Source organism: Pseudomonas sp. PS01299 (genome assembly GCF_029960145.1).
Lineage (GTDB): Bacteria > Pseudomonadota > Gammaproteobacteria > Pseudomonadales > Pseudomonadaceae > Aquipseudomonas > Aquipseudomonas putida_A.
In genome coordinates this window covers 1-21828 of the sequence record NZ_JASCPO010000095.1, presented here as the reverse complement: position 1 = coordinate 21828, position 21828 = coordinate 1, and the positions used below count along the sequence as shown (strand labels likewise).

Genomic DNA, 21828 nt, shown 5'->3' with positions numbered 1-21828 from the left:
GGCTTGCTCGCGAATGCGCTGTGTCAGTTAACAGAAATGTTGTTGCCACACCGCCTTCGCGAGCAAGCCCGCTTCCACAGGGGATTTGCGTTACTGCAAATCAGTGCCCGGCAGTCTTGGAGAACAGCTGGATGACCACCACGCCGAGCACGATCAGCGCCATTCCGAGCATCGCCGGCACGTCCAGCTTCTGCCCATAAATGAACAGCGCTGCGACGCTGACCATGACGATGCCCATGCCCGCCCACACGGCGTAGGCGACTCCCACCGGTACAGTGCGCACCACCAGCGTCAGCATCCAGAAGGCAATCCCGTAGCCGACGATCACCAGAATCAGCGGCAGCGGGGTGCTCAAGCCTTTGACCGCTTTCATCGAAACGGTGGCGATCACTTCGGCGCAGATGGCGATGGCCAGAAAGGCGTAGGCGTTCATGTGTAGATCCTCATGTAAAACGTTGCTTGCTGAGGCGGCATTCTAGTCGCTCTTCAGATGGGGTAAAGTCATTACCTATCTGTTTTGAAGATGGGTTGCAGCATGAATACCCTGTGGAATCTGGAACAACTGCGCGCCTTCGTCAGCGTCGCCGAACAGCGCTCGTTTTCTGCCGTGGCGAGCCAGCAACGCAAGGCACAGTCGGCGATCAGCAGTGCGATTGCCATGCTGGAAGACGATTTGGGAGTCAGCCTGTTCGAGCGTAGCAGTGGTCGCTCACCCAGGCTCACCGAAGCGGGCGAAGCCCTGCTCGAAGAAGCCCGGGAAGTGCTGCGCCAATGCGAGCGCCTCAATGGTCGGGCGATGGCGATGATGCGCGGTCAGGAAGCGCAGCTTCGGGTGGCTCAGGATGAAGCCATGCCGTATCAGGCACTGGTGGAAAGCTTCGATGCGCTGGCCGAGCAATTCCCCAGCCTCGAAGTGCAACTGACCAGCGCCGCTCAAGGTGAAGTCGCACGCAAACTGGTCGAGCGTCGCGCTGATCTGGGCCTGCTGTTCTATCACGACGAAATTCCCGAAGCGCTGGAGCGTCGGGTATTGGGCCGGGTGGAAATGGTCACCGTCTGCGGCATCAATCATCCGCTGGCGACGCAGTCCTATGTCACCTGCCAGCAACTGGCACAGCATCGGCAATTACTGATGTCGACGCAAACCAGCGTCTACCCCGGCAACGAACCGGCCAGCCCGCAAGTCTGGCGCGCTGACAGTTTCTACGTGATGGCCGAATGGTTGGTGCGGGATCTGGGCTGGGCCTGGCTGCCCCGGCATGTGGTGCAGTATTCGGCTTATCAGGGCCTGATGGTTGAACTGGACAGCGAATGGACCCCGCCGGCGTTGGTGGTGGAGCTGGTCTGGCGCCGGGATGAACCCCTCGGCCCGGCTGCGCGCTGGCTGGCCGAACGTTTTGCCGTGCACTTGCGGGCGATTGGCGACAAAAGTCGATAAACTCCGCCGCCATGAATAGAACTCTCTACACCGCGCTGTTTTACCTGGGGCTGCCATTGGTGGCGATTCGGCTGTGGCTGCGCTCGCGCAAGGCCCCGGCGTATGCCAAGCGGATTGGCGAGCGCTTCTCTTACGGGATGCCGCGACTGCAACCCGGAGGGATCTGGGTGCACGCGGTGTCTGTGGGCGAAAGCATTGCCGCCGCGCCGATGATTCGCGCCTTGCTGCAGCGTTATCCACAGCTGCCGATCACCGTGACCTGCATGACGCCGACCGGATCGGAACGGATTCAGGCGTTGTTCGCCGGCGAACCGCGCATCCAGCATTGTTATCTGCCCTACGACTTGCCGTGCGCAGCGGCGCGTTTTCTTGATCACGCCAAACCGAAACTGGCGGTGATCATGGAAACCGAACTGTGGCCCAACCACATCCATCAGTGCGCCAAGCGCGGGATTCCGGTGGCGCTGGCCAACGGGCGATTGTCCGAGCGCTCGGCCCGAGGCTATGGCCGCTTCAGCAAGCTGACCGCGCCGATGCTCGCTGAAATGAGTTTTTTTGCGGTGCAGACCGAAGCCGAAGCCCAACGGTTCCGCGATCTCGGCGCCCGCCCGCAGACGGTTGAAGTCACCGGTTCGATCAAGTTCGACCTGACCATCGACCCGCAACTGCTGCAACGTGCCGCTGAGCTGCGCGGGCAGTGGCAAGCGCTGGAGCGCCCGGTATGGATCGCCGCCAGCACCCACGAAGGCGAAGACGAGGTCGTGCTCGACGCCCATCGTCGGCTGCTGGCGAACTACCCGAATGCGCTGCTGATTCTGGTGCCGCGCCATCCCGAACGCTTCAACTCGGTGTTCGAATTGTGCCAGCGTGAAGGCTTTGCCACGGTGCGCCGTTCCACCGGTGCCAACGTCGAAGCGGACACTTCAGTGCTGCTTGGCGACACCATGGGCGAACTGCTGTTTCTCTATGCGCTGGCTGACAGTGCTTTCGTCGGCGGCAGCCTGGTGCCCAACGGCGGGCATAACCTGCTGGAGCCGGCGGCACTGGCAAAACCGGTGCTCAGCGGCCCGCATCTGTTCAACTTCCTCGACATCGCCGCGCAATTGCGTGAAGCCGGCGCGCTGGCCGAAGTGGATGATGCCGAAGGGCTGGCGGTGGAAGTGCAGCGCTTGTTCGAATTGCCGCGCGATGCCCAGCGCATGGCCGAGGCGGGGCTGGCGGTGATGCGGCGTAATCAGGGGGCGTTGCAGCGGTTGTTGGATGGGCTGGGCCGGTTGATCAAATAGTCGCCCGGAACATTTATTGTGGTGAGGGGATTTATCCCCGATCGGCTGCGCAGCAGTCGTTAACCCTGCTTGCCATATCTGACTGAATCACCGCGGTGAATGGTTTTGGGGCTGCTACGCACCCCATCGGGGATAAATCCCCTCGCCACAGGGGATTTTCCAGATTGTTTACGGCCGGGCCTTGAGCTGTGCTTCGGCTGCCTTGGCCAGATCCGGCGGCAGGAAGTCCTTGTCCGGGTTGTAGTCGGCCTTCAGATAGCGCGCCAGGTCTTGCAAGTCACCCGGATTCAAGGTCCCTGCCGCCTGCTTCAAGCGCAGGTTGTCGAGGATGTAGTCGTAGCGGGTGTTGTTGTAGTTGCGCACCGAGGTGTACAGCTGGCGCTGGGCGTCGAGCACGTCGACGATGTTGCGCGTACCCACCTGATAACCGATTTCCGTGGCTTCCACCGCACTCTGGTTGGAGATGATCGACTGGCGGCGCGCCTGCACCTGCTCGACATCGGTGTTCACCGCGCGGTGCAGATTGCGGGTGTTTTCCACCACCTGCCGGCGCAGGGATTCGCGCTGTTGCTCGCTCTGATCCAGTTGCGCATAGGACTGGCGCACTTGCGAACTGGTCAGCCCGCCGCTGTAGATCGGAATGTTCAGTTGCAGGCCCAGGGTGCTCTGCTCGACGTTGCCACTGTACGGCGTACCGAAGGCGTTCGGGTTGGCGAAACCGAGGGCGTCGTTGTCACCCTTTTCGTATTTGGCCACGGCATCGAGGGTCGGCAGGTGACCGGCCTTGCGCTGTTTTAGGGTCTGTTCGGCGGAGCTGACCGCAAAGTTGCTCGCCAGCAGATTGAGGTTCTGCTTGCCCGCCGTGTCGACCCAGGCCTTGGCGTCGTTTGGCGCCGGCGGCAGGATCGGCAGCGTGTGGACGATGCCCTGAATCGAGTTGTACTGACGGTTGGTCAGGGTGATCAGCGCTTCGAACGCATCGTCAACCTGACGCTGCGCAACGATACGGTTGGCGCGCGCGGTGTCGTAACTGGCCTGCGATTGCAGGACATCGGTCTTGTCCGACAGGCCGACATCGAAACGCTCGTTGGACTGGTCGAGCTGACGCTTGAACGCGGCTTCTTCAGCCTTGGTCGAGGCCAGGTTGTCCTGACTGCGCAGCACGTTGAAGTAGCTTTCAGCCGATTGCAGAATCAGGTTCTGTTCGGTGGCCGAGAGTTGCAGGGCGGCTTGTTCGTTGACGTCTTTCGCCGCTTGGTACTGGAACCAGCGATCGGCGCGGAACAAGGGTTGTGCCAGGGTCGCCTGATAGGAATGCGCGCTGCGATTGGCAATGGCTGAAGGCTGGTCGATCGAGGTGCGCACATTCGCCACTTCGGCGCCGCCAGACAAGTTCGGCAGCAAGCCGGCACGGGCCTGCGGCACCACTTCTTTCTGAGCGCCATACTGGGCGCGGGCGGCGGCCAGATCGGCGTTGTTGTCGACGGCTTCCTGATAGACGCTGACCAGATCGGTCTTGGTCGACAAGGGCGCTTCTGCTGCCCAGGCCATTGCGTTGGACGCACAAGACACGGCAAGAGCCAGTGAAAGTTTGCGCAGCATGAGGCGATCCCTAGCAAAAATATTACGGAAATAATGTGCGCGCCAAGGCTACGGCGCGGCCCCGGCAGCGTCAAGGCGCGCAGGGCAAAGCGAGTGTAGTTGCGCAATCGTGCGGCAACAATCCTGCAAGTCCCGGTAATTGCGCCATTCATCATGGTGTTTGCCGCGGTGTTGGCGTTCTTTGCCGGTTGTGTCTAGACTGGCCGGGTTCTTGTCGGGGTGCCTTGCTATGAGGCTGAGATCGAATAATTTCGGATCCCGTTGAACCTGATCAGGTTAGCGCCTGCGTAGGGAACAAGATTTCTCGTCACCCGGCGAGTCCTCTTGTGCTTCGTCCGGGATATTGTTCGACAATCGAACGCTCGACGACGATGCACAGCACCAGTCTTGGTGCGTCCGTGCCTTTCAGGTTCTGCTCCGACAATCCATTGCCTGGATGCTGTCTGGAGAGCCCGTGATGACGATAAAAGCAAAAAACGCGATCAACCTGAGTGACTCGGCCAAGGTCGATGAGCAGTCGGTTCAGCCGTTCACCCGTTCGCAGAAAGTCTACGTTCAGGGCTCGCGCCCGGACATCCGCGTGCCGATGCGCGAAATCACCCTCGATGTGACGCCGACCGACTTCGGCGGCGAAATCAACGCACCGGTCACCGTCTACGACACCTCCGGCCCGTACACCGATCCGAACGTGGTGATCGACGTGCGCAAAGGTCTGGGCGACGTGCGTTCGGCGTGGATCGACGACCGTGGCGACACCGAGCGTTTGCCGGGCCTGAGTTCCAATTTCGGCCAGGAGCGCCTCGCTGACCCGGAGCTGACCAAACTGCGTTTCGCTCACGTCAACAACCCGCGCCGGGCCAAGGCCGGGGCCAACGTCAGCCAGATGCACTACGCGCGCAAAGGCATCATCACCGCCGAGATGGAATACGTCGCCATCCGCGAAAACATGAAGCTGCAAGAAGCCCGCGCCGCCGGCCTGTTGACCCAGCAACACGCCGGCCACAGCTTCGGCGCGAGCATTCCGAAAGAAATCACCCCCGAGTTCGTCCGCGAAGAAATCGCCCGTGGTCGCGCGATCATCCCGGCCAACATCAACCACGTCGAACTGGAACCGATGATCATCGGCCGTAACTTCCTGGTGAAGATCAACGGCAACATCGGCAACAGCGCCCTGGGTTCGTCCATCGAAGAAGAAGTGGCGAAACTGACCTGGGGCATTCGCTGGGGTTCGGACACAGTGATGGACCTGTCCACCGGCAAACACATTCACGAAACCCGCGAGTGGATCATCCGCAACTCGCCGGTGCCGATCGGTACCGTGCCGATCTATCAGGCGCTGGAGAAGGTCAACGGCGTCGCTGAAGACCTGACCTGGGAGCTGTTCCGCGACACGCTGATCGAACAGGCCGAGCAGGGCGTCGACTACTTCACCATCCACGCCGGTGTGCTGCTGCGCTACGTGCCGTTGACCGCCAAACGCGTGACCGGCATCGTTTCCCGTGGCGGTTCGATCATGGCCAAGTGGTGCCTGGCGCACCACAAAGAGAACTTCCTCTACACCCACTTCGACGAAATCTGCGAAATCATGAAGGCCTACGACGTCAGCTTCTCGCTGGGCGATGGCCTGCGTCCGGGCTCGATTGCCGACGCCAACGACGAAGCGCAATTCGGCGAACTGGAAACCCTCGGCGAGCTGACCAAGATTGCCTGGAAACACGACGTGCAGTGCATGATCGAAGGCCCGGGCCACGTGCCGATGCAGTTGATCAAAGAGAACATGGACAAGCAGCTGGAGTGCTGCGACGAGGCGCCGTTCTACACCCTCGGCCCGCTGACCACCGACATCGCGCCGGGTTACGACCACATCACCTCGGGTATCGGTGCGGCGATGATCGGCTGGTTCGGTTGCGCCATGCTCTGCTACGTGACGCCGAAGGAACACCTCGGCTTGCCGAACAAGGATGACGTGAAGACCGGGATCATCACCTACAAGATCGCCGCCCACGCAGCGGACCTGGCCAAAGGGCATCCGGGCGCGCAGATTCGCGACAACGCCTTGAGCAAGGCGCGTTTCGAATTCCGTTGGGAAGACCAGTTCAACCTCGGTCTCGATCCGGACACCGCGCGTTCGTATCACGATGAAACCCTGCCGAAGGACTCGGCCAAGGTCGCGCACTTCTGCTCGATGTGCGGGCCGAAATTCTGCTCGATGAAGATCACTCAGGAAGTCCGTGAATACGCGGCCAACCAGCGGATCGACGCGGTCGACGTGGACGTCGCCCAGGGCCTTGCGGAGCAGGCCGAGCGGTTCAAGAAGGAAGGCAGTCAGCTCTATAAAAAAGTCTGATCCCTGACTGATCTTTTGTGGTGAGGGGATTTATCCCCGATCGACTGCGCAGCAGTCGCAATTTTGAGAACCGGGTCCTTCAGATGTACCGCATTCTCAGGTTTTGGGGCTGCTTCGCAGCCCATCGGGGATGAATCCCCTCGCCACAAGTGGGCCAGCTTGATCACACACAACAACAAATGTCCCTCTGAGATAACACCCTTGAGCATTCAACCCGGCACTTATTCCCCTGACCTCGCCGTACCCGCCGACAAGCGAGTATTCGGCGGTCGCGATCTGTTTTCCCTTTGGTTTTCCCTCGGCATCGGCCTGATGGTATTGCAAACCGGTGCCTTGCTCGCGCCCGGTCTGGGCCTGGCCGGTTCGCTGCTGGCGATTTTCCTCGGCACGCTGGTTGGCGTTCTGCTGTTGGCCGCTGTCGGCGTGATCGGCAGCGATACCGGTCTGTCGTCGATGGCCGCGCTGAAACTGAGCCTCGGCCACAAAGGCGCGAGCCTGCCGGCGCTGCTCAACCTGCTGCAACTGATCGGTTGGGGCTCGTTCGAAATCATCGTCATGCGTGACGCCGCCAGCCTGCTCGGCACTCGCGCGTTCAGCGAGGGTTCGCTGTGGGCCAGTCCGATGCTCTGGACCTTGTGCTTCGGTGCGCTGGCGACCCTGCTCGCGGTCAGCGGGCCGCTGACGTTCGTGCGCAAGATCCTGCGTAAATGGGGTATCTGGCTGATCCTCGCCGCGTGCATCTGGCTGACCTGGAATCTGTTCGCCAAGGCTGATCTGGCGGCACTCTGGGCGCGCGCCGGGGACGGTTCGATGCCGTTTGCCGTGGGCTTCGACATTGCCATCGCCATGCCGTTGTCGTGGCTGCCGCTGATCGCCGATTACTCGCGTTTCGGCAAGCGTGCGAAGAACGTGTTCGGCGGCACTGCGATCGGTTTCTTTATCGGTAACTTCTGGTTGATGAGTCTCGGCGTGGCCTACACCCTGGCGTTTGCGCCGAGTGGTGAAGTCAATGCGTTACTGCTGGCACTGGCCGGGGCCGGTCTGGGCATTCCGCTGTTGCTGATTCTGCTGGATGAGTCGGAAAACGCTTTCGCCGACATTCATTCGGCAGCGGTGTCGAGCGGGATTCTGTTGCGCTTGAAAGTCGAGCATCTGGCCTTGGCCATCGGCGTGATCTGCACCCTGATTGCACTGCTGGCGCCATTGGCGCAGTACCAGAACTTCCTGTTGCTGATCGGCTCGGTGTTTGCGCCGCTGTTCGGCGTGGTGCTGGTGGATCACTTCATCCTGCGCAAGCGCAGCGCTCAGGTGGCGTCAGCCGCATTGCGCTGGCCGGCGCTGTTGGCGTGGCTGGGCGGGATCAGCACCTACCACTTGCTGGCGAATCTGTATCCGGATGTCGGCGCGACCCTGCCGGCACTGGTGCTGGCAGGGCTATTGCAGCTGGTGCTCGGCCGGGCCTTCAGTTACGGCCCGGAAACAGCTCGGGTTTGAGAATGCCGTTCAGACGCGGGTAAGGGATCTTCAGTTCGACGTGGCCCAGCGCGTAAGGCGCGATGGTGCTCACGTCGTACTTGAGGATCACGCCACCGTAGGTCAGCGCCACGTTCGGGGTTTTGACGAACGGCCAGCTCTTCACGAAATCCGCTTCCTGATCGAGCTTGGTGCTGATCAGCCAGCTGTTATGCGCCACTTGCGCCGCTTTCCAGAACGCCTCTTCCTGACCCGGCAGCAACATGTCCGACAGGTTCAGCACTTTATGCTGCTGACGCGAATAGTTGATGAAACCGCGGCCCGGCGTGCCATGGGCGCCGCCGGTGTCGAGGTAGCTCGACAGTTCGATGATCACCAAGCCGTCATGCTGCTCGCGTACCTTGGCCTGCAAATAGCTGCTGTTGCGCGGGCCGGCGTTGCGCAGGAATTGATCACGATAGGCGGCCAGGGTTGGCGCTACCGCTGCGTTTTGCTCGGTGCGGGTCATTTGCAGCAGGCGTTTTTCGATGATGCCGTCCAGCGCAGGCTCGGCCGCGAAGTGCACGGTATCGATATTCACCAGCGGGCAGTCCGGGTTGGAACAGCCGGGTTTCAGGGTTTCCGACGCATCGCGGGTGGTTTCCAGCGGCGTGCGGTAGTTGGGCTGGAACAGGTTGGCGCAGGCGCCCAGGGTCAGGGCGATGGCGGCCACGGAGGCAATTTTGAAAAGCGACATGGGCGTCCTTTCTGAAACAGGGGAAGGCAAAAAGTTATCCGCTTCGACTCTCGCCGAAGCAGTCAGTTCGCCACTAAGCTAATTAGAGTGGGTTTCGCCTCCACCGTCCATCCCGCTGACGGTAAAGGGGCTGCATCAATCATCGCGGGCGCGTTAGGATGGCGCGAAGTCGAGGTCGCCAGTCACAACAAGCAACCTCGTATTGGATTTGCAGCAAGAGAGGATGCTCATGACAGATTTTGCCAACGCCACTCCGGCCACCGTCGATGTCGTAAAGCGCGAGCGCTGCTACGAGGGCTTCTACAAGCTCGACCGTTTGCACCTGCGCCATGAACTGTTCGCCGGGGGCATGAGCCGCGAGATCAACCGCGAAGTCTTCGTGCGTCACGATGCCGTGTGCCTGCTGCCTTACGATCCAAAGCGCGATGAAGTGGTGCTGCTCGAGCAGTTTCGCGTCGGTGCCATGGGCAAGACCGACAACCCGTGGCTGGTTGAGCTGGTCGCCGGTCTGATCGACAAGGCCGAAGTGCCGGAAGAAGTTGCTCACCGCGAGGCGCAGGAGGAAGCTGGGCTGGACATCAAGGCCCTGTGGCCGATGACCAAATATTTCCCGTCGCCGGGCGGCAGCAACGAATTCGTGCATTTGTACCTGGGGCACTGCAGTACCGAAGGCGTAGGCGGCCTGCATGGGCTGGAGGAAGAAGCCGAAGACATCCGCGTCACGGTCTGGGCCTTTGAAGATGCCTTGCAGGCCGTCCGTGACGGACGCATTGCCAACGCGGCGAGCATCATCGCCTTGCAATGGCTGGCGCTGAACCGCGCCGAAGTGAGGGGGTTATGGTCGTAAACAAGCTGCGCGATCGCTATCGAGTCGACCTCGCCGGGCTGCAAGCCGCCTGCGAGGCCAACTACGCGCGCCTGATGCGACTGGTGCCGGACATGCGCAACGACCCCGAGGCGCGGCGGATCGCCGTGACCCAGGGCGAGCAGATGCTCGGCGTGCTGGCCCTCGAAGTGCTGCAGACTTGCCCCTACACCACCACTTTGCAGGTGCGTCAGGAACACAGTTTGCCGTGGCTGCCGGTGCCGCAACTGGAAGTGCAGGTCTATCACGACGCGCGCATGGCCGAGGTGATCAGCGCCGAACATGCACGACGCTTTCGCGGCATCTATCCTTACCCGAACGCCGCGATGCATCAGCCGGATGAAAAGGCCCAGCTCAATCTGTTCCTCGGGGAATGGCTGAGCCATTGTCTGGCCCTGGGGCACGAGTACGAAGTCGTACGCTAGTTGTGAACTGCGTCCGGTTCGCCGGTTTCCCCTTTGCGTCATCCCCCAGCATAATTGCGGCACTCAACCGATTCCGTGCTTTTGCCCTGGGAGAACGCCTTGCCGAGCGTATCCACATTGACCACCGCCGATCCGGCGCTGCTGGTGCAGTTATCCGACAGTCATCTGTTCGCCGAGGCGGACGGCACACTGCTAGGCATGAACACCCGCGAGAGCCTGCAAAAGGTCATCGAACTGGTGCTCAGGCAGCAACCTCGGATCGACTTGATTCTGGCCACGGGTGATCTTTCCCAGGATGGCACTCTGGAGTCGTATCAACAGTTTCGTGAGATGACGGCTCAGATCGATGCGCCGGCGCGCTGGATTCCCGGCAATCACGATGAGCCGCAAATCATGGCTCAGGCCGCGGTGCAAAGTGCATTGCTGGAGTCAGTGGTCGATGTCGGCAACTGGCGCGTGACCTTGCTCGACTCGGCGGTGCCGGGTTCTGTACCGGGCTATCTGCAGGACGATCAGTTGCAGCTGCTGGCGCGTTCATTGAGTGAAGCCCCGGAGCGCCATCATCTGGTGTGTTTCCACCATCATCCAGTGTCGATCGGCTGCCCGTGGATGGAGCCGATCGGTTTGCGCAATCCCGAAGCATTCTTCGAAGTGCTCGATCGTTTTCCTCAGGCTCGCGCGGTGCTGTGGGGGCATGTGCATCAGGAGATCGACCGCGAACGCAACGGCGTACGGCTGATGGCCTCGCCATCGACCTGCATTCAGTTCGAGCCCGGCAGTCACGACTTCAAGGTCGGCGAACAGGCGCCGGGCTATCGCTGGTTGCGGCTGTTGCCGGACGGGCGGCTGGAAACCGGTGTCGAGCGCGTTACCGACTTCCAATTCACCGTCGATTACGGCTCCGAAGGCTACTGATTTCGATCAAGAGCCCCTCACCCCAGCCCTCTCCCGGAGGGAGAGGGAGCTGACCGAGGTGTCTGGCGTTATCCATCGACCTGAAAGAATGTGTCGATTATGGATTCGCTGAAACTCGCTCAAGTCGGTGTAGCTCTTGAATATCCCCCATTCAGTCCCTTTCCCTCCGGGAGAGGGCTAGGGTGAGGGGCTTTCTCCCTGTAAACTCCGCTATCTTTCGCCGACACCCAGGGAGCTCAAATGTCCGGTTCGATCCTCTATATCCACGGTTTCAACAGCGCGCCGGCCTCGAAAAAGGCCTGTCAGCTGGTCGAGGTGATGGAACGGCTGGGTTTGAGCGACCAATTGCGTGTCCCGGCGCTGCATCACCACCCGCGTGAAGCCATCGGTCAGTTGCAGCGGGCGATTGCCGAGCTGGGCCGGCCGTTGCTGGTGGGAAGCTCACTCGGCGGCTACTATGCGACTCACCTGGCTGAGCGCCACGGCTTGAAAGCCCTGCTGGTCAACCCGGCGGTCAGCCCGCACCGGATGTTCGACGGCTACCTGGGCACACAGAAAAACCTGTATACCGATGAGACTTGGGAATTGACCCACGACCATGTGACGGCCCTGGCCGAGCTGGAAGTGCCGGCACCCGTGGATGCACAGCGTTATCAGGTGTGGTTGCAGACCGGCGATGAAACACTGGATTATCGCCTCGCCCAGCAGCATTACCGGGCCTGCGCCTTGCGCATTCAGGCCGGCGGCGACCATGGTTACCAGGGTTTTGCCGAACAATTACCGGCGTTGTTGAGTTTTGCCGGCATTGGCGCCGATTTGTATCAGGCAATCGATTTCACCGCACTGTGAAGTCTTGCCCCTTTTTCATTGAATCACTGACGACGAGACCCTATGGCCACTCCCAGCGCTAGCTCTTATAACGCCGACGCCATCGAAGTCCTCTCGGGCCTCGACCCGGTGCGCAAACGCCCCGGCATGTACACCGACACCAGTCGGCCGAACCACCTCGCCCAGGAAGTCATCGACAACAGTGTCGACGAAGCCCTGGCCGGCCACGCCAAATCGGTGCAGGTCATTCTGCACGCCGATCACTCGCTGGAAGTCAGCGACGACGGTCGCGGCATGCCGGTCGACATTCACCCGGAAGAGGGCGTATCGGGTGTCGAGCTGATCCTCACCAAGCTGCATGCGGGCGGCAAGTTTTCCAACAAGAACTACCAGTTCTCCGGCGGTCTGCACGGGGTGGGTATTTCCGTGGTCAACGCCTTGTCGACCGAAGTCCGGGTGCGCGTGAAGCGTGACGGCAACGAATACCAGATGACCTTCAAGGATGGCTTCAAGGCCACCGAGCTGGAAATCGTCGGCACCGTTGGCAAGCGCAACACCGGCACCAGCGTGTACTTCGCGCCGGATCCGAAATATTTTGATTCACCGAAATTCTCCATCAGCCGCCTCAAGCACGTGCTCAAGGCCAAGGCTGTGCTGTGCCCGGGGCTGCTGGTCAGCTTCGAAGACAAGGGCACCGGCGAGAAAGTCGAATGGCATTACGAAGACGGCCTGCGCTCCTATCTGGTGGACGCGGTCAGCGAATTCGAACGCCTGCCGGACGAGCCATTCTGCGGCAGCCTCGCCGGTAATAAAGAAGCGGTGGACTGGGCGCTGCTGTGGCTGCCGGAAGGTGGCGACGCGGTGCAGGAAAGCTACGTCAACCTGATCCCGACGGCGCAGGGCGGGACCCATGTCAACGGTTTGCGTCAGGGCCTGCTGGATGCGATGCGCGAGTTCTGCGAATTCCGCAGCCTGCTGCCGCGCGGGGTGAAGCTGGCGCCGGAAGACGTCTGGGAGCGCATCGCTTTCGTGCTGTCGATGAAGATGCAGGAGCCGCAATTCTCTGGCCAGACCAAAGAGCGTCTGTCGTCCCGTGAAGCGGCGGCATTCGTTTCCGGCGTCGTGAAAGATGCATTCAGCCTGTGGCTCAATGCCAACCCGGAAACCGGTCTGGCGCTGGCCGAACTGGCGATCAACAACGCCGGTCGCCGCCTCAAGGCAAGCAAAAAGGTCGAGCGCAAGCGCGTCACCCAAGGCCCTGCGTTGCCGGGCAAACTGGCTGACTGCGCCGGACAGGATCCGATGCGTTCCGAGCTGTTCCTGGTCGAAGGTGATTCCGCCGGTGGTTCCGCCAAGCAAGCGCGGGACAAGGAATTCCAGGCGATCCTGCCGTTGCGCGGCAAGATCCTCAACACCTGGGAAATCGATGGCAGCGAAGTGCTGGCCAGCCAGGAAGTGCACAACATCGCCGTGGCCATCGGGGTCGATCCGGGCGCTGCAGACATGAGCCAGCTGCGCTACGGCAAAATCTGCATCCTCGCCGACGCCGACTCCGACGGTCTGCACATCGCGACGCTGCTGTGCGCGTTGTTCGTCCAGCATTTCCGCCCGCTGGTGGACGCCGGTCACGTCTACGTGGCGATGCCGCCGCTGTACCGCATCGATCTCGGCAAAGAGATCTACTACGCCCTCGACGAAGCCGAGCGCGACGGGATTCTCGATCGTCTGGTGGCCGAGAAGAAACGCGGCAAACCGCAGGTCACCCGATTCAAAGGTCTGGGTGAAATGAACCCGCCGCAACTGCGTGAAACCACCATGGACCCGAACACCCGGCGCCTGGTGCAGTTGACGCTGGGCGATGATTTTGCCGAAACCTCGGAAATGATGGACATGTTGCTGGCGAAGAAACGCGCCGGTGACCGCAAGACCTGGCTCGAATCCAAGGGCAACCTGGCCGAGGTGCTGGCCTGATGCGGTTTGGCTGGGCCTTGGCGGGTGCGTTGCTGCTGAGTGCGATGAGCGTGTCGGCGGAGCCGCTGCAGGAATTGCGCGTGCTCTCGGAACATCCGGTCGAAGGCATGCGTGGCGGCAACCTGTCGGGACTGGCCATGTGTGGCAGCGAGTTGTGGACGGTGTCGGACCGCGATGACGATCAGATCTATCGGCTCAATACCGCCGATCAGGTCTGGCAGGCCGAGGCCTTGCACATCGACGTGCCGCTGGTGCCGGAGACCGGTTTGCCGTGGGGATTGCGCTCACGCAATTGGGCCGCGTCGTTCGTGCGCGGTGGCGACCTCGATTTCGAAGGCATCAGCTGCGACAGCGCCGGCAATCGCTACATTGTCAGCGAGGGCCACGCGGCGGTCTTGCAGGTGCCCGTCAGCGGCCCGGTCAACTGGCTGAAGATTTCGCCGATGATGGTTCGCGAAGCGCGGGCCAGTGGCATGCTCCTGCATTTCAATGCGATCTTCGAAGGTCTGGCGATCAACCCGGCGGGCGATCAGATGTGGCTGGCCGGCGAACGGCAAAACCGCGGCTTGCTGCTGATCAAGCGTCAGCAGACGGTGTGGGATTGCGACGGTCGTTGCGTGCTGCTCAGCGAGGGCGGCAAGGAGATGCAGCCGCCGCAGTTCCCGCACGCCAAAGCGGTCGACCGCGACTTTTCCGACCTTTCGTTGTTCAACGGCAAATTGTTTACCCTTGAACGCAACGCCTTCCAGATTTGTCGGCGCGACGCGCAGACTGCCAAGGTCGAGCGCTGCTGGTCGTACGCCGCTGAACTGTTGCAGGCCAACCGCCGTTACTCGCAAAACTTCGGGTTGGAAGAGGCATTGATCGTTGATGCTGAGGGTGCGTGGGTCGGCGTCGACAATAATTTCGGCCCCCGCGCCGACGGTGAGGTAAGGCCGATCGTCTGGCGCTTCGCCGCGCCTGAAGGTGGCTGGAGCGCCAAACCGTGAGTCAGCAACCGCCGGGCAAGCGCGCCGGCCGGGTATTGATGATTCTGGCCTGGTGCGCGGGGCTGTTTCTGGCCACGCGGTTTTTCGGCCAGTGGGAAGAACGTCAGCAGAATCCGAACGTGGTGGTCACGTCCGAGCAACATGGTGGCGTGATCGAAGTGAAGCTGGCCGGCAACGCCCAAGGGCATTTTGTCGCCAGCGGTCAGATCAACGGTGAGCCGGTGGAGTTCATGCTCGACACCGGTGCCACCGATGTGGCGATCCCGGCGGATCTGGCCAAACGGTTAAAGCTGGAAGAAGGCTTCGGCGTGACCCTGAGCACGGCCAACGGCCTGAGCCAAGGCTACCGGACAAAGATCGACCGCCTGCAACTGGGCGACATCGTGCTGCGGGACGTCCGCGCGCTGGTGGCGCCAGGTCTGCATGGCGATCAGGTGCTGCTCGGCATGAGCGCCCTGAACAAACTTGAATTTACCCAGCGCGGTGGCACCATGCTGCTGCGCCAGACAACGAACCGATGAGGCCCGCATGAGCGACTCCCTTGATCTCAGCCTGGACGGTGTAGAACGCCGCTCGCTGGCTGACTTCACCGAAAATGCCTACCTCAACTACTCCATGTACGTGATCATGGACCGTGCCCTGCCGCATATCGGCGACGGCCTGAAACCGGTGCAGCGGCGTATCGTCTACGCCATGAGCGAGCTGGGGCTGGACGCCGATTCCAAGCACAAGAAATCGGCGCGTACCGTCGGTGACGTGCTCGGCAAGTTCCACCCGCACGGCGATTCGGCGTGCTACGAAGCGATGGTGCTGATGGCCCAGCCGTTCAGCTATCGCTACACGCTGGTCGACGGCCAGGGCAACTGGGGTGCGCCGGACGATCCCAAATCCTTCGCTGCCATGCGTTACACCGAAGCGCGCCTGTCACGTTATTCCGAAGTGCTGCTCAGCGAGTTGGGCCAGGGCACCGCTGACTGGGGCCCGAATTTCGACGGCACCCTGCAGGAACCGCTGGTGTTGCCGGCACGTTTGCCGAACATCCTGCTCAACGGCACCACCGGCATCGCTGTCGGTATGGCCACCGACGTGCCGCCGCACAACCTGCGCGAAGTCGCCACCGCTTGTGTGCGCCTGATCGATGAGCCGAAAGCCACGGTCGAACAGCTCTGCGAACACATTCAAGGCCCGGACTATCCGACCGAAGCGGAAATCATCACGCCGCGCGCCGACCTGCTGAAAATGTACGAAACCGGCAAGGGCTCGGTACGCATGCGCGCCGTGTACCACGTCGAGGACGGCGACATCATCGTCACCGCGCTGCCGCACCAGGTCTCCGGGGCCAAAGTGCTGGAGCAGATCGCCGCGCTGATGCAGGCCAAGCCGTCGAAAGCACCGCAGATCGCTGACCTGCGTGATGAATCCGACCACGAAAACCCGTGCCGCATCGTGATCATTCCGGTCAACAGCCGCGTCGATCACGAAGCGCTGATGCAGCACCTGTTCGCCAGCACCGAGCTGGAATCGACCTACCGGGTCAACGTCAACATCATCGGTCTGGATGGCAAGCCGCAGCTGAAGAACCTGCGTGCATTGCTGGTCGAATGGCTGGAGTTCCGCGTGCTGACCGTGCGGCGCCGCCTGCAATTCCGCCTCGACAAGGTCGAGCGTCGCCTGCACCTGTTGGACGGTTTGCTGATCGCCTACCTCAACCTGGATGAAGTGATCCACATCATCCGCACCGAGGAGCACCCGAAAGCCAAGCTGATCGAGCGATTTGCCCTCAGCGAGATCCAGGCCGACTACATCCTCGACACCCGCCTGCGGCAGTTGGCGCGTCTGGAAGAGATGAAGCTGCGCGACGAGCAAGACGAACTGCTCAAGGAACAGGCCAAGCTGCAAGCCCTGCTGGGCAGCGAAGCCAAGCTGAAGAAGCTGGTGCGCACCGAGCTGCTCAAAGACGCTGAAACCTATGGCGATGACCGTCGTTCGCCGATCGTCGAACGTGCTGAAGCGAAAGCGCTGACCGAACACGATCTGCTGCCGAACGAGAAAGTTACCGTCGTGCTGTCGGAAAAAGGCTGGATCCGTTCGGCCAAAGGCCATGACATCGATGCCACCGGCCTGTCGTATAAGGCGGGTGACGGCTTCAAGACCTCGGCGGCGGGGCGTTCCAACCAGTCTGCCGTGGTGATTGACTCCACTGGCCGCAGCTATTCGGTCGCCGCCCACACCTTGCCGTCGGCGCGTGGCCAGGGCGAACCGTTGACCGGGCGTCTGACCCCGCCACCGGGTGCGACCTTCGAGTGCGTGCTGATGCCGGAAGACGATGCGCTGTACGTGATCGCCTCCGACGCCGGTTACGGTTTCGTGGTCAAGGGCGAAGACCTGCAAGCCAAGAACAAGGCCGGTAAAGCCCTGTTGAGCTTGCCGAACAACGCCAAGGTGATCGCGCCACGTCCGGTGACTGATCGCGAGAATGACTTGCTTGCCGCCGTGACAAGCGAGGGGCGGATGCTGGTCTTCAATATCAGCGATTTGCCGCAGCTGGCGAAGGGCAAGGGCAACAAGATCATCGGTGTGCCGGGTGACCGTGTCGCCAGCCGTGAAGAATTTGTCACGGACATTGCTGTGATTCCCGCGGGTGCAACGTTGATCCTGCAAGCAGGCAAACGTCCGTATAAACTGAAAGCTGAAGACCTCGAACACTACAAAGGTGAGCGTGGACGGCGTGGCAACAAGCTTCCACGTGGCTTCCAGCGGGTCGATGCACTGCTCGTCGAAAACCTCAATTAGGCGAAAACGCCCATCTAGAGGCGTCGATCTACGATTTAACGCGTAGATCGACGCTTTGGCGCTGGAGTCGGAACGCATATTCACGGATGATATGGCCTTTCCAAGCGCCGGCGTGGCCGAGCGTTCTTCATATTTATTGAGTATTTTCACTGTGGTCAGCCTTGTGGCGGCCACCTGGACGGGATGATGACTGCTCTGCGCCCCCTTATTTTCCTGCTCGCCGGCGTTTTGGGCCTGGCGGGTTGCAGCGTTCACCAGCCGGTGTCGCTGTATCAGCTGGACAGCGGAAGTCCGGCTCAGCCTGCGCAAAGCACAGGCATGGCGGTTTTGTTGGGTCCGGTAGTCATTGCTGATTACCTGCAACGTGAAACTTTGCTGCAACGTCAACCGGACGGCAGCCTGCAAGCCTCGACCGACGGTCGCTGGGCGGGCAGCCTTTCGTCGGATATCGATCAATTGCTGATGCGTCAGGTGGCCGGTCATCTGGACAGCCAGCGTGTGGTATTGGCACCCGCCACTCTGGGATTTGCCCCGGATGTGCAGGTATTGCTGACCATCACGCGTCTGGACTCCGGTGAGAAGCAACCGGCGATCCTCGATGCACAATGGCGTCTGATCGACCGTCGTGGTCAGGTGCGCGATAACCGCATCGTTCATCTGCAGGAGCTGCATGCCGGTACCACGGCTTCGCAGGTGCAGGCGCAGGGGATTCTGCTGCAGCGTCTGGCCGAGCAGTTGTCGGTGGCGCTCAAGCCATTGGTCAACCAGCCTCCGGTGGCCGAAGCACCGCGTAAGGCAGCGCCTAAACCGGCAGCGCCGGCGGCGGATGCAGAGAAGCAGCCGAAGATTCCGATGGCTTCGCCGATTCGCACGGATATGGAAGTGTTCCGCTTCTAAGTCTGAATCAGAGTCAAACCAGAGCCCGCCTTTTGCGGGCTTTGTTGTATCTCCCTCACCCTAGCCCTCTCCCGGAGGGAGAGGGGACTGACCGAGGTGTTATGCGTCATACGTCCACTTGGAAGATGTTGGCTATTGTGGATTCGGTAGAGCAGGGGCAGGTCGGTGTAACTCTGGAATATCCCCCAATGAGTCCCCTCTCCCTCCGGGAGAGGGCTAGGGTGAGGGGCTTTTCAATCGCCCACAAAAAAGCCCGCAGACAATCACTTGTCTGCGGGCTTCTGTGCATCTGGCCTAAGGCTTACGCCCGGCGCTCATGCATCCGCGCCAGTTGTCGCTCGAGCATCGACGGATAAGGCTCCATCAACCGCTCGACACAGCAGGCCCCCTCAGGGCTGGCGATCGGACGGATCCGCGCACGCTGGCGAATCAGCGCATCGTCACCGATCTTGCGCTCGACCAGCAGCAGGTTGCGACTGTGTTGCGACAGGGCCAGCGCATCCTGAGCCGAATCGGTCAGCAGCAGGTCGATCTGGCTCAGGCCGAACAACTCGTCGCCCAGGGTCAGGCCCAGTTGCAATTGCAGGGTGATGCCGCTGTCGGCGACTTCGATCTGCAACTGATGGCCCAGCGCCCGCAGCAACTCGCCGCAGCAGATCGCGTTGGTCAGGTAATCGTCACCGCTGTCTTCGGTGTGGAACAGCATCAGTGTGCTGCCATCGTTCAGGGTTTCGATTTCGCCCTGATACAACGAAGCGGCCTGATCGAGACAATCGCGATAGCGCTCCAGCAACTCTTCCAGACGGGCACGCGGCAGGCGCCGCAGTTGCTCTTGCGAACCCAGCTGAATCGCCAGCACCGCGCTGTGCTGCGGCACGCTTGGTGTCGCTTTACGCGGCGCCGGAACAGCTTCGGTCAGCGACTCGTCGCGCAGATCGGCAAACGGATCTTCGTCGTCATCATCGTCTTCAACGGTGCTGACCACGTGGCGCGGCGCCGGTTTTTGCGCGGCCATCGGGCGGGTTTCGTCAAAGCTCGGGTCACGCAGGTTGCGCACTTCGAACTCTGGCTCATCCTCTTCCTCGAACTCGGGTTCCGGCTCTGGCTCGGGTTCAGGCGCAGGCTCCGGAGCGTAGTTGGCGTGCAGCTGACGCGCCAGATCGCCGATTTCGTCCTGACGATCTATGCCCGGCGTGTGTTCGTCGATGCGCCGCAGCCAGACGCGCAATTGCAGCAACGGCGTCGATAGATAGCGCCCCATGCGCAGGCTCAGGGCCAGCGACAAGGCCAGCAGGATCGCACTGAGAATGCCCATGCTCTGCAGGCTGATGGTCATCGGCTGCTGGAACTGATCCATGTCCAGGCTGATGCGCAGTTGCCCGGCAGTCACGTCCTGGAAGGTGATCTTGCTCTCGTACATGCCCTCGGCTTCGCCCAGCAGGCTGTGCTTGGGGCGCTGACCGGATTCGGCGAGGATGCGGTTGTCCACGCTATAGATAGCCGCGTGGGCCACCAGCTTGTTCTTGGTCAGGTTGTTGAGCAGCACGTTGAGGCTGAGGATGTCGTTGGACACCAACAGTTCAGTGGCAGAGGTGGCGGTCTGCGTGGTCAGGCTTTCGCCCAGCGCATCGGCCTGCTCGTGCATGGCCTGCTTGAACTGCAGGCCCATCACCCCGGCATAGATCACCAGGGCCAGAGCGACCAGGATCACGTTATGGCTGGCAATGCGCAATGCAATCGGCACACGGCGGTGGCGCAGTGCACGGAAGATCAGCAGGAAGAAGTTATCGGTTTTAACTGGCGTGGGCCGGTTCACTGAGCTCGGCTCTTTTGTCCGTGAAGTTGACGCGCAGTATAGCGACAGGCCCTAGACCGGCAAAGCGCTCGCGGTGCCCGATGGTCACTGAAAGTGGGTAGAATGCGGTTTTTTTCCAGTTGCGGGGGTGCGCGTTGCGCGAAATCGTCCTGATTAACATCACGGGAGTCGACCGTCCGGGTCTGACTGCGGCCATTACCGGCGTTCTGGCACAAGGTGGTGTGAACATTCTCGACATCGGTCAGGCGGTGATCCACGACACCCTGTCGTTCGGCATCCTGGTCGAGATTCCCGACTCCGAGCAAGGCAAAGCCGTGCTCAAGGACATCCTGTTCAAGGGCTACGAGCTCGACCAGCAGGTGCGCTTCACCCCGGTGTCCGAAGAGGATTACCAGCAATGGGTGGGCAATCAGGGCAAGAAACGCCACATCGTCACCCTGTTGACCCGCAAAGTGACCGCCGGCCAATTGCAGGCGGTCAGCTCGATCACCGCCAAATATGGCCTGAACATCGACCATATCGACCGTCTGTCGGGTCGCATGCCGCTGGACACTCCAGCCGACAAGGGCAAGGGCTGCATCGAGTTCTCCGTGCGTGGCGAAGCGGCGGATCCGCAGGCTCTGCGCGCCGAATTCCTCAGCGTCGCCCAAGAGCTGAACGTCGACATCGCTTTCCAGGAAGATTCGCTGTTCCGCCGCAACCGGCGTCTGGCGGTGTTCGACATGGACTCGACGCTGATCGAAGCTGAAGTCATCGACGAACTGGCCAAGGCCGCCGGTGTCGGTGAGCAGGTCTCGGCCATCACCGAGCGCGCGATGGCCGGCGAACTGGACTTCCGCGCCAGTTTCAAAGAGCGCCTGGCGTTGCTCAAAGGTCTGGATGTCAGCGTGCTGGACTCGATCGGCGCTTCGCTGCGCCTGACCGAAGGCGCCGAAACCCTGTTCGCCGAACTCAAGCGCCTGGGCTACAAGACCGCGATCCTGTCCGGCGGCTTCACTTACTTCGCCAAGCAGTTGCAGGCCAAACTCGGCATCGACTACGTGTTCGCCAACGAACTGGAAGTGGTCGACGGCAAGTGCACCGGCGTGGCCATCGAGCCGATCGTCGATGCGCAGCGTAAAGCGGATCTGCTGAAGGAACTGGCGCACAAGGAAGGCTTGCGTCTGGAGCAGACCATCGCTGTGGGCGACGGCGCGAATGACCTGCCAATGCTGGCGATTGCCGGGCTGGGTGTGGCGTTCCGTGCCAAGCCGCTGGTCAAACAGTCGGCGAAGCAGGCGATTTCGACCTTGGGACTGGATGGCGTGCTGTATCTGCTGGGCTTTCGCGATCGCGACGGGCAGCTCTGATATCTCTGTAGTCTGAGCGGGCCCTTTCGCGAGCAAGCCCGCTCCCACATTGAACTCGGTCTCCTGTGGGAGCGGGCTTGCTCGCGAAGGGCTCAACC

General features: G+C 61.3%; 18 protein-coding genes and 1 riboswitch. Of the genes, 14 read left to right on the top strand and 4 right to left on the bottom strand.

The features are described 5' to 3' along the window. Window positions 1-100 precede the first annotated feature (100 nt). Window positions 101-433, bottom strand: coding sequence for a multidrug efflux SMR transporter (locus QMX91_RS17420; RefSeq protein WP_003221050.1), 333 nt, complete (start codon window positions 431-433; stop codon window positions 101-103). 102 nt (window positions 434-535) lie between these two features. Here QMX91_RS17420 and QMX91_RS17415 point away from each other — a divergent pair, with 102 nt between their 5' ends. Continuing rightward, window positions 536-1438: a LysR family transcriptional regulator gene (locus tag QMX91_RS17415; RefSeq protein ID WP_282413098.1), complete on the top strand. Its 903-nt coding sequence runs from the start codon at window positions 536-538 to the stop codon at window positions 1436-1438. 11 nt (window positions 1439-1449) lie between these two features. Further along, on the top strand, window positions 1450-2724 hold the full coding sequence (waaA, locus tag QMX91_RS17410; RefSeq protein ID WP_282413097.1) for a lipid IV(A) 3-deoxy-D-manno-octulosonic acid transferase: 1275 nt from the start codon (window positions 1450-1452) through the stop codon (window positions 2722-2724). Window positions 2725-2892: 168 nt separating this feature from the next. Here the strand turns inward: waaA and QMX91_RS17405 are convergent, their stop codons facing one another. Then, a complete protein-coding gene (locus tag QMX91_RS17405) occupies window positions 2893-4326 on the bottom strand; it encodes a TolC family outer membrane protein (protein ID WP_098966910.1) in 1434 nt (477 codons plus the stop codon). Between the two features lie 205 nt (window positions 4327-4531). Next, window positions 4532-4637: riboswitch (TPP riboswitch) on the top strand. Window positions 4638-4783: 146 nt separating this feature from the next. On the opposite strand from QMX91_RS17405, the gene thiC reads away from it, so the two are divergent. Together thiC and cytX are read left to right on the top strand one after the other, a co-directional pair. Continuing rightward, window positions 4784-6673, top strand: a complete 1890-nt coding sequence (gene thiC / locus QMX91_RS17400) for a phosphomethylpyrimidine synthase ThiC (protein WP_135294827.1) — start codon at window positions 4784-4786, stop codon at window positions 6671-6673. A 201-nt stretch (window positions 6674-6874) separates the two neighbouring features. Further along, window positions 6875-8167: a putative hydroxymethylpyrimidine transporter CytX gene (cytX, locus tag QMX91_RS17395; RefSeq protein ID WP_282413096.1), complete on the top strand. Its 1293-nt coding sequence runs from the start codon at window positions 6875-6877 to the stop codon at window positions 8165-8167. Here the strand turns inward: cytX and QMX91_RS17390 are convergent. Continuing rightward, window positions 8136-8882 carry an RsiV family protein gene (locus tag QMX91_RS17390; protein WP_027611391.1) on the bottom strand — a complete coding sequence of 249 codons (747 nt, stop codon included), beginning with the start codon at window positions 8880-8882 and terminating at the stop codon, window positions 8136-8138. The genes cytX and QMX91_RS17390 overlap by 32 nt on opposite strands. A 229-nt stretch (window positions 8883-9111) precedes the next feature. Between QMX91_RS17390 and QMX91_RS17385 the strand changes: the two genes are divergently transcribed. From QMX91_RS17385 to QMX91_RS17345, 9 genes are all read left to right on the top strand, one after another. Then, complete coding sequence (locus QMX91_RS17385; protein ID WP_027611392.1) at window positions 9112-9729, top strand: NUDIX domain-containing protein; 618 nt, start codon at window positions 9112-9114, stop codon at window positions 9727-9729. Next, complete coding sequence (locus tag QMX91_RS17380) at window positions 9720-10172, top strand: DUF1249 domain-containing protein (protein ID WP_007967395.1); 453 nt, start codon at window positions 9720-9722, stop codon at window positions 10170-10172. Before QMX91_RS17385 ends, QMX91_RS17380 begins: the two co-directional genes overlap by 10 nt. A 99-nt stretch (window positions 10173-10271) precedes the next feature. Beyond that, window positions 10272-11087, top strand: a complete 816-nt coding sequence (gene cpdA / locus QMX91_RS17375; RefSeq protein WP_282413095.1) for a 3',5'-cyclic-AMP phosphodiesterase — start codon at window positions 10272-10274, stop codon at window positions 11085-11087. 240 nt (window positions 11088-11327) lie between these two features. Continuing rightward, window positions 11328-11936: a YqiA/YcfP family alpha/beta fold hydrolase gene (locus QMX91_RS17370; RefSeq protein ID WP_134785294.1), complete on the top strand. Its 609-nt coding sequence runs from the start codon at window positions 11328-11330 to the stop codon at window positions 11934-11936. Window positions 11937-11978: 42 nt separating this feature from the next. Further along, on the top strand, window positions 11979-13886 hold the full coding sequence (gene parE, locus QMX91_RS17365) for a DNA topoisomerase IV subunit B (RefSeq protein ID WP_282413094.1): 1908 nt from the start codon (window positions 11979-11981) through the stop codon (window positions 13884-13886). Next, window positions 13886-14875: an esterase-like activity of phytase family protein gene (locus tag QMX91_RS17360; protein WP_041065760.1), complete on the top strand. Its 990-nt coding sequence runs from the start codon at window positions 13886-13888 to the stop codon at window positions 14873-14875. The genes parE and QMX91_RS17360 overlap by 1 nt, the downstream gene beginning before the upstream one ends. After that, window positions 14872-15396: a TIGR02281 family clan AA aspartic protease gene (locus QMX91_RS17355; RefSeq protein ID WP_027611396.1), complete on the top strand. Its 525-nt coding sequence runs from the start codon at window positions 14872-14874 to the stop codon at window positions 15394-15396. Before QMX91_RS17360 ends, QMX91_RS17355 begins: the two co-directional genes overlap by 4 nt. 7 nt (window positions 15397-15403) lie before the next feature. After that, a complete protein-coding gene (gene parC, locus QMX91_RS17350; RefSeq protein ID WP_123585499.1) occupies window positions 15404-17668 on the top strand; it encodes a DNA topoisomerase IV subunit A in 2265 nt (754 codons plus the stop codon). 186 nt (window positions 17669-17854) lie between these two features. Beyond that, window positions 17855-18565: an ABC-type transport auxiliary lipoprotein family protein gene (locus QMX91_RS17345; protein ID WP_282413093.1), complete on the top strand. Its 711-nt coding sequence runs from the start codon at window positions 17855-17857 to the stop codon at window positions 18563-18565. 301 nt (window positions 18566-18866) lie between these two features. On the opposite strand, the gene QMX91_RS17340 is transcribed toward QMX91_RS17345, so the two are convergent. Then, on the bottom strand, window positions 18867-20381 hold the full coding sequence (locus tag QMX91_RS17340) for an AhpA/YtjB family protein (RefSeq protein WP_096794755.1): 1515 nt from the start codon (window positions 20379-20381) through the stop codon (window positions 18867-18869). 134 nt (window positions 20382-20515) lie between these two features. On the opposite strand from QMX91_RS17340, the gene serB reads away from it, so the two are divergent. After that, complete coding sequence (gene serB, locus QMX91_RS17335) at window positions 20516-21730, top strand: phosphoserine phosphatase SerB (RefSeq protein ID WP_007967407.1); 1215 nt, start codon at window positions 20516-20518, stop codon at window positions 21728-21730. The last annotated feature ends 98 nt before the right edge of the window (window positions 21731-21828 follow it).

Coding starts and splice junctions, on each gene's coding strand:
- QMX91_RS17420 (WP_003221050.1), bottom strand. CDS start 433: ATGAACGCCTACGCCTTTCTGGCCATCGCCATCTGCGCCGAAGTGATC.
- QMX91_RS17415 (WP_282413098.1), top strand. CDS start 536: ATGAATACCCTGTGGAATCTGGAACAACTGCGCGCCTTCGTCAGCGTC.
- waaA (WP_282413097.1), top strand. CDS start 1,450: ATGAATAGAACTCTCTACACCGCGCTGTTTTACCTGGGGCTGCCATTG.
- QMX91_RS17405 (WP_098966910.1), bottom strand. CDS start 4,326: ATGCTGCGCAAACTTTCACTGGCTCTTGCCGTGTCTTGTGCGTCCAAC.
- thiC (WP_135294827.1), top strand. CDS start 4,784: ATGACGATAAAAGCAAAAAACGCGATCAACCTGAGTGACTCGGCCAAG.
- QMX91_RS17390 (WP_027611391.1), bottom strand. CDS start 8,882: ATGTCGCTTTTCAAAATTGCCTCCGTGGCCGCCATCGCCCTGACCCTG.
- QMX91_RS17385 (WP_027611392.1), top strand. CDS start 9,112: ATGACAGATTTTGCCAACGCCACTCCGGCCACCGTCGATGTCGTAAAG.
- QMX91_RS17380 (WP_007967395.1), top strand. CDS start 9,720: ATGGTCGTAAACAAGCTGCGCGATCGCTATCGAGTCGACCTCGCCGGG.
- QMX91_RS17370 (WP_134785294.1), top strand. CDS start 11,328: ATGTCCGGTTCGATCCTCTATATCCACGGTTTCAACAGCGCGCCGGCC.
- parE (WP_282413094.1), top strand. CDS start 11,979: ATGGCCACTCCCAGCGCTAGCTCTTATAACGCCGACGCCATCGAAGTC.
- QMX91_RS17360 (WP_041065760.1), top strand. CDS start 13,886: ATGCGGTTTGGCTGGGCCTTGGCGGGTGCGTTGCTGCTGAGTGCGATG.
- parC (WP_123585499.1), top strand. CDS start 15,404: ATGAGCGACTCCCTTGATCTCAGCCTGGACGGTGTAGAACGCCGCTCG.
- QMX91_RS17345 (WP_282413093.1), top strand. CDS start 17,855: ATGACTGCTCTGCGCCCCCTTATTTTCCTGCTCGCCGGCGTTTTGGGC.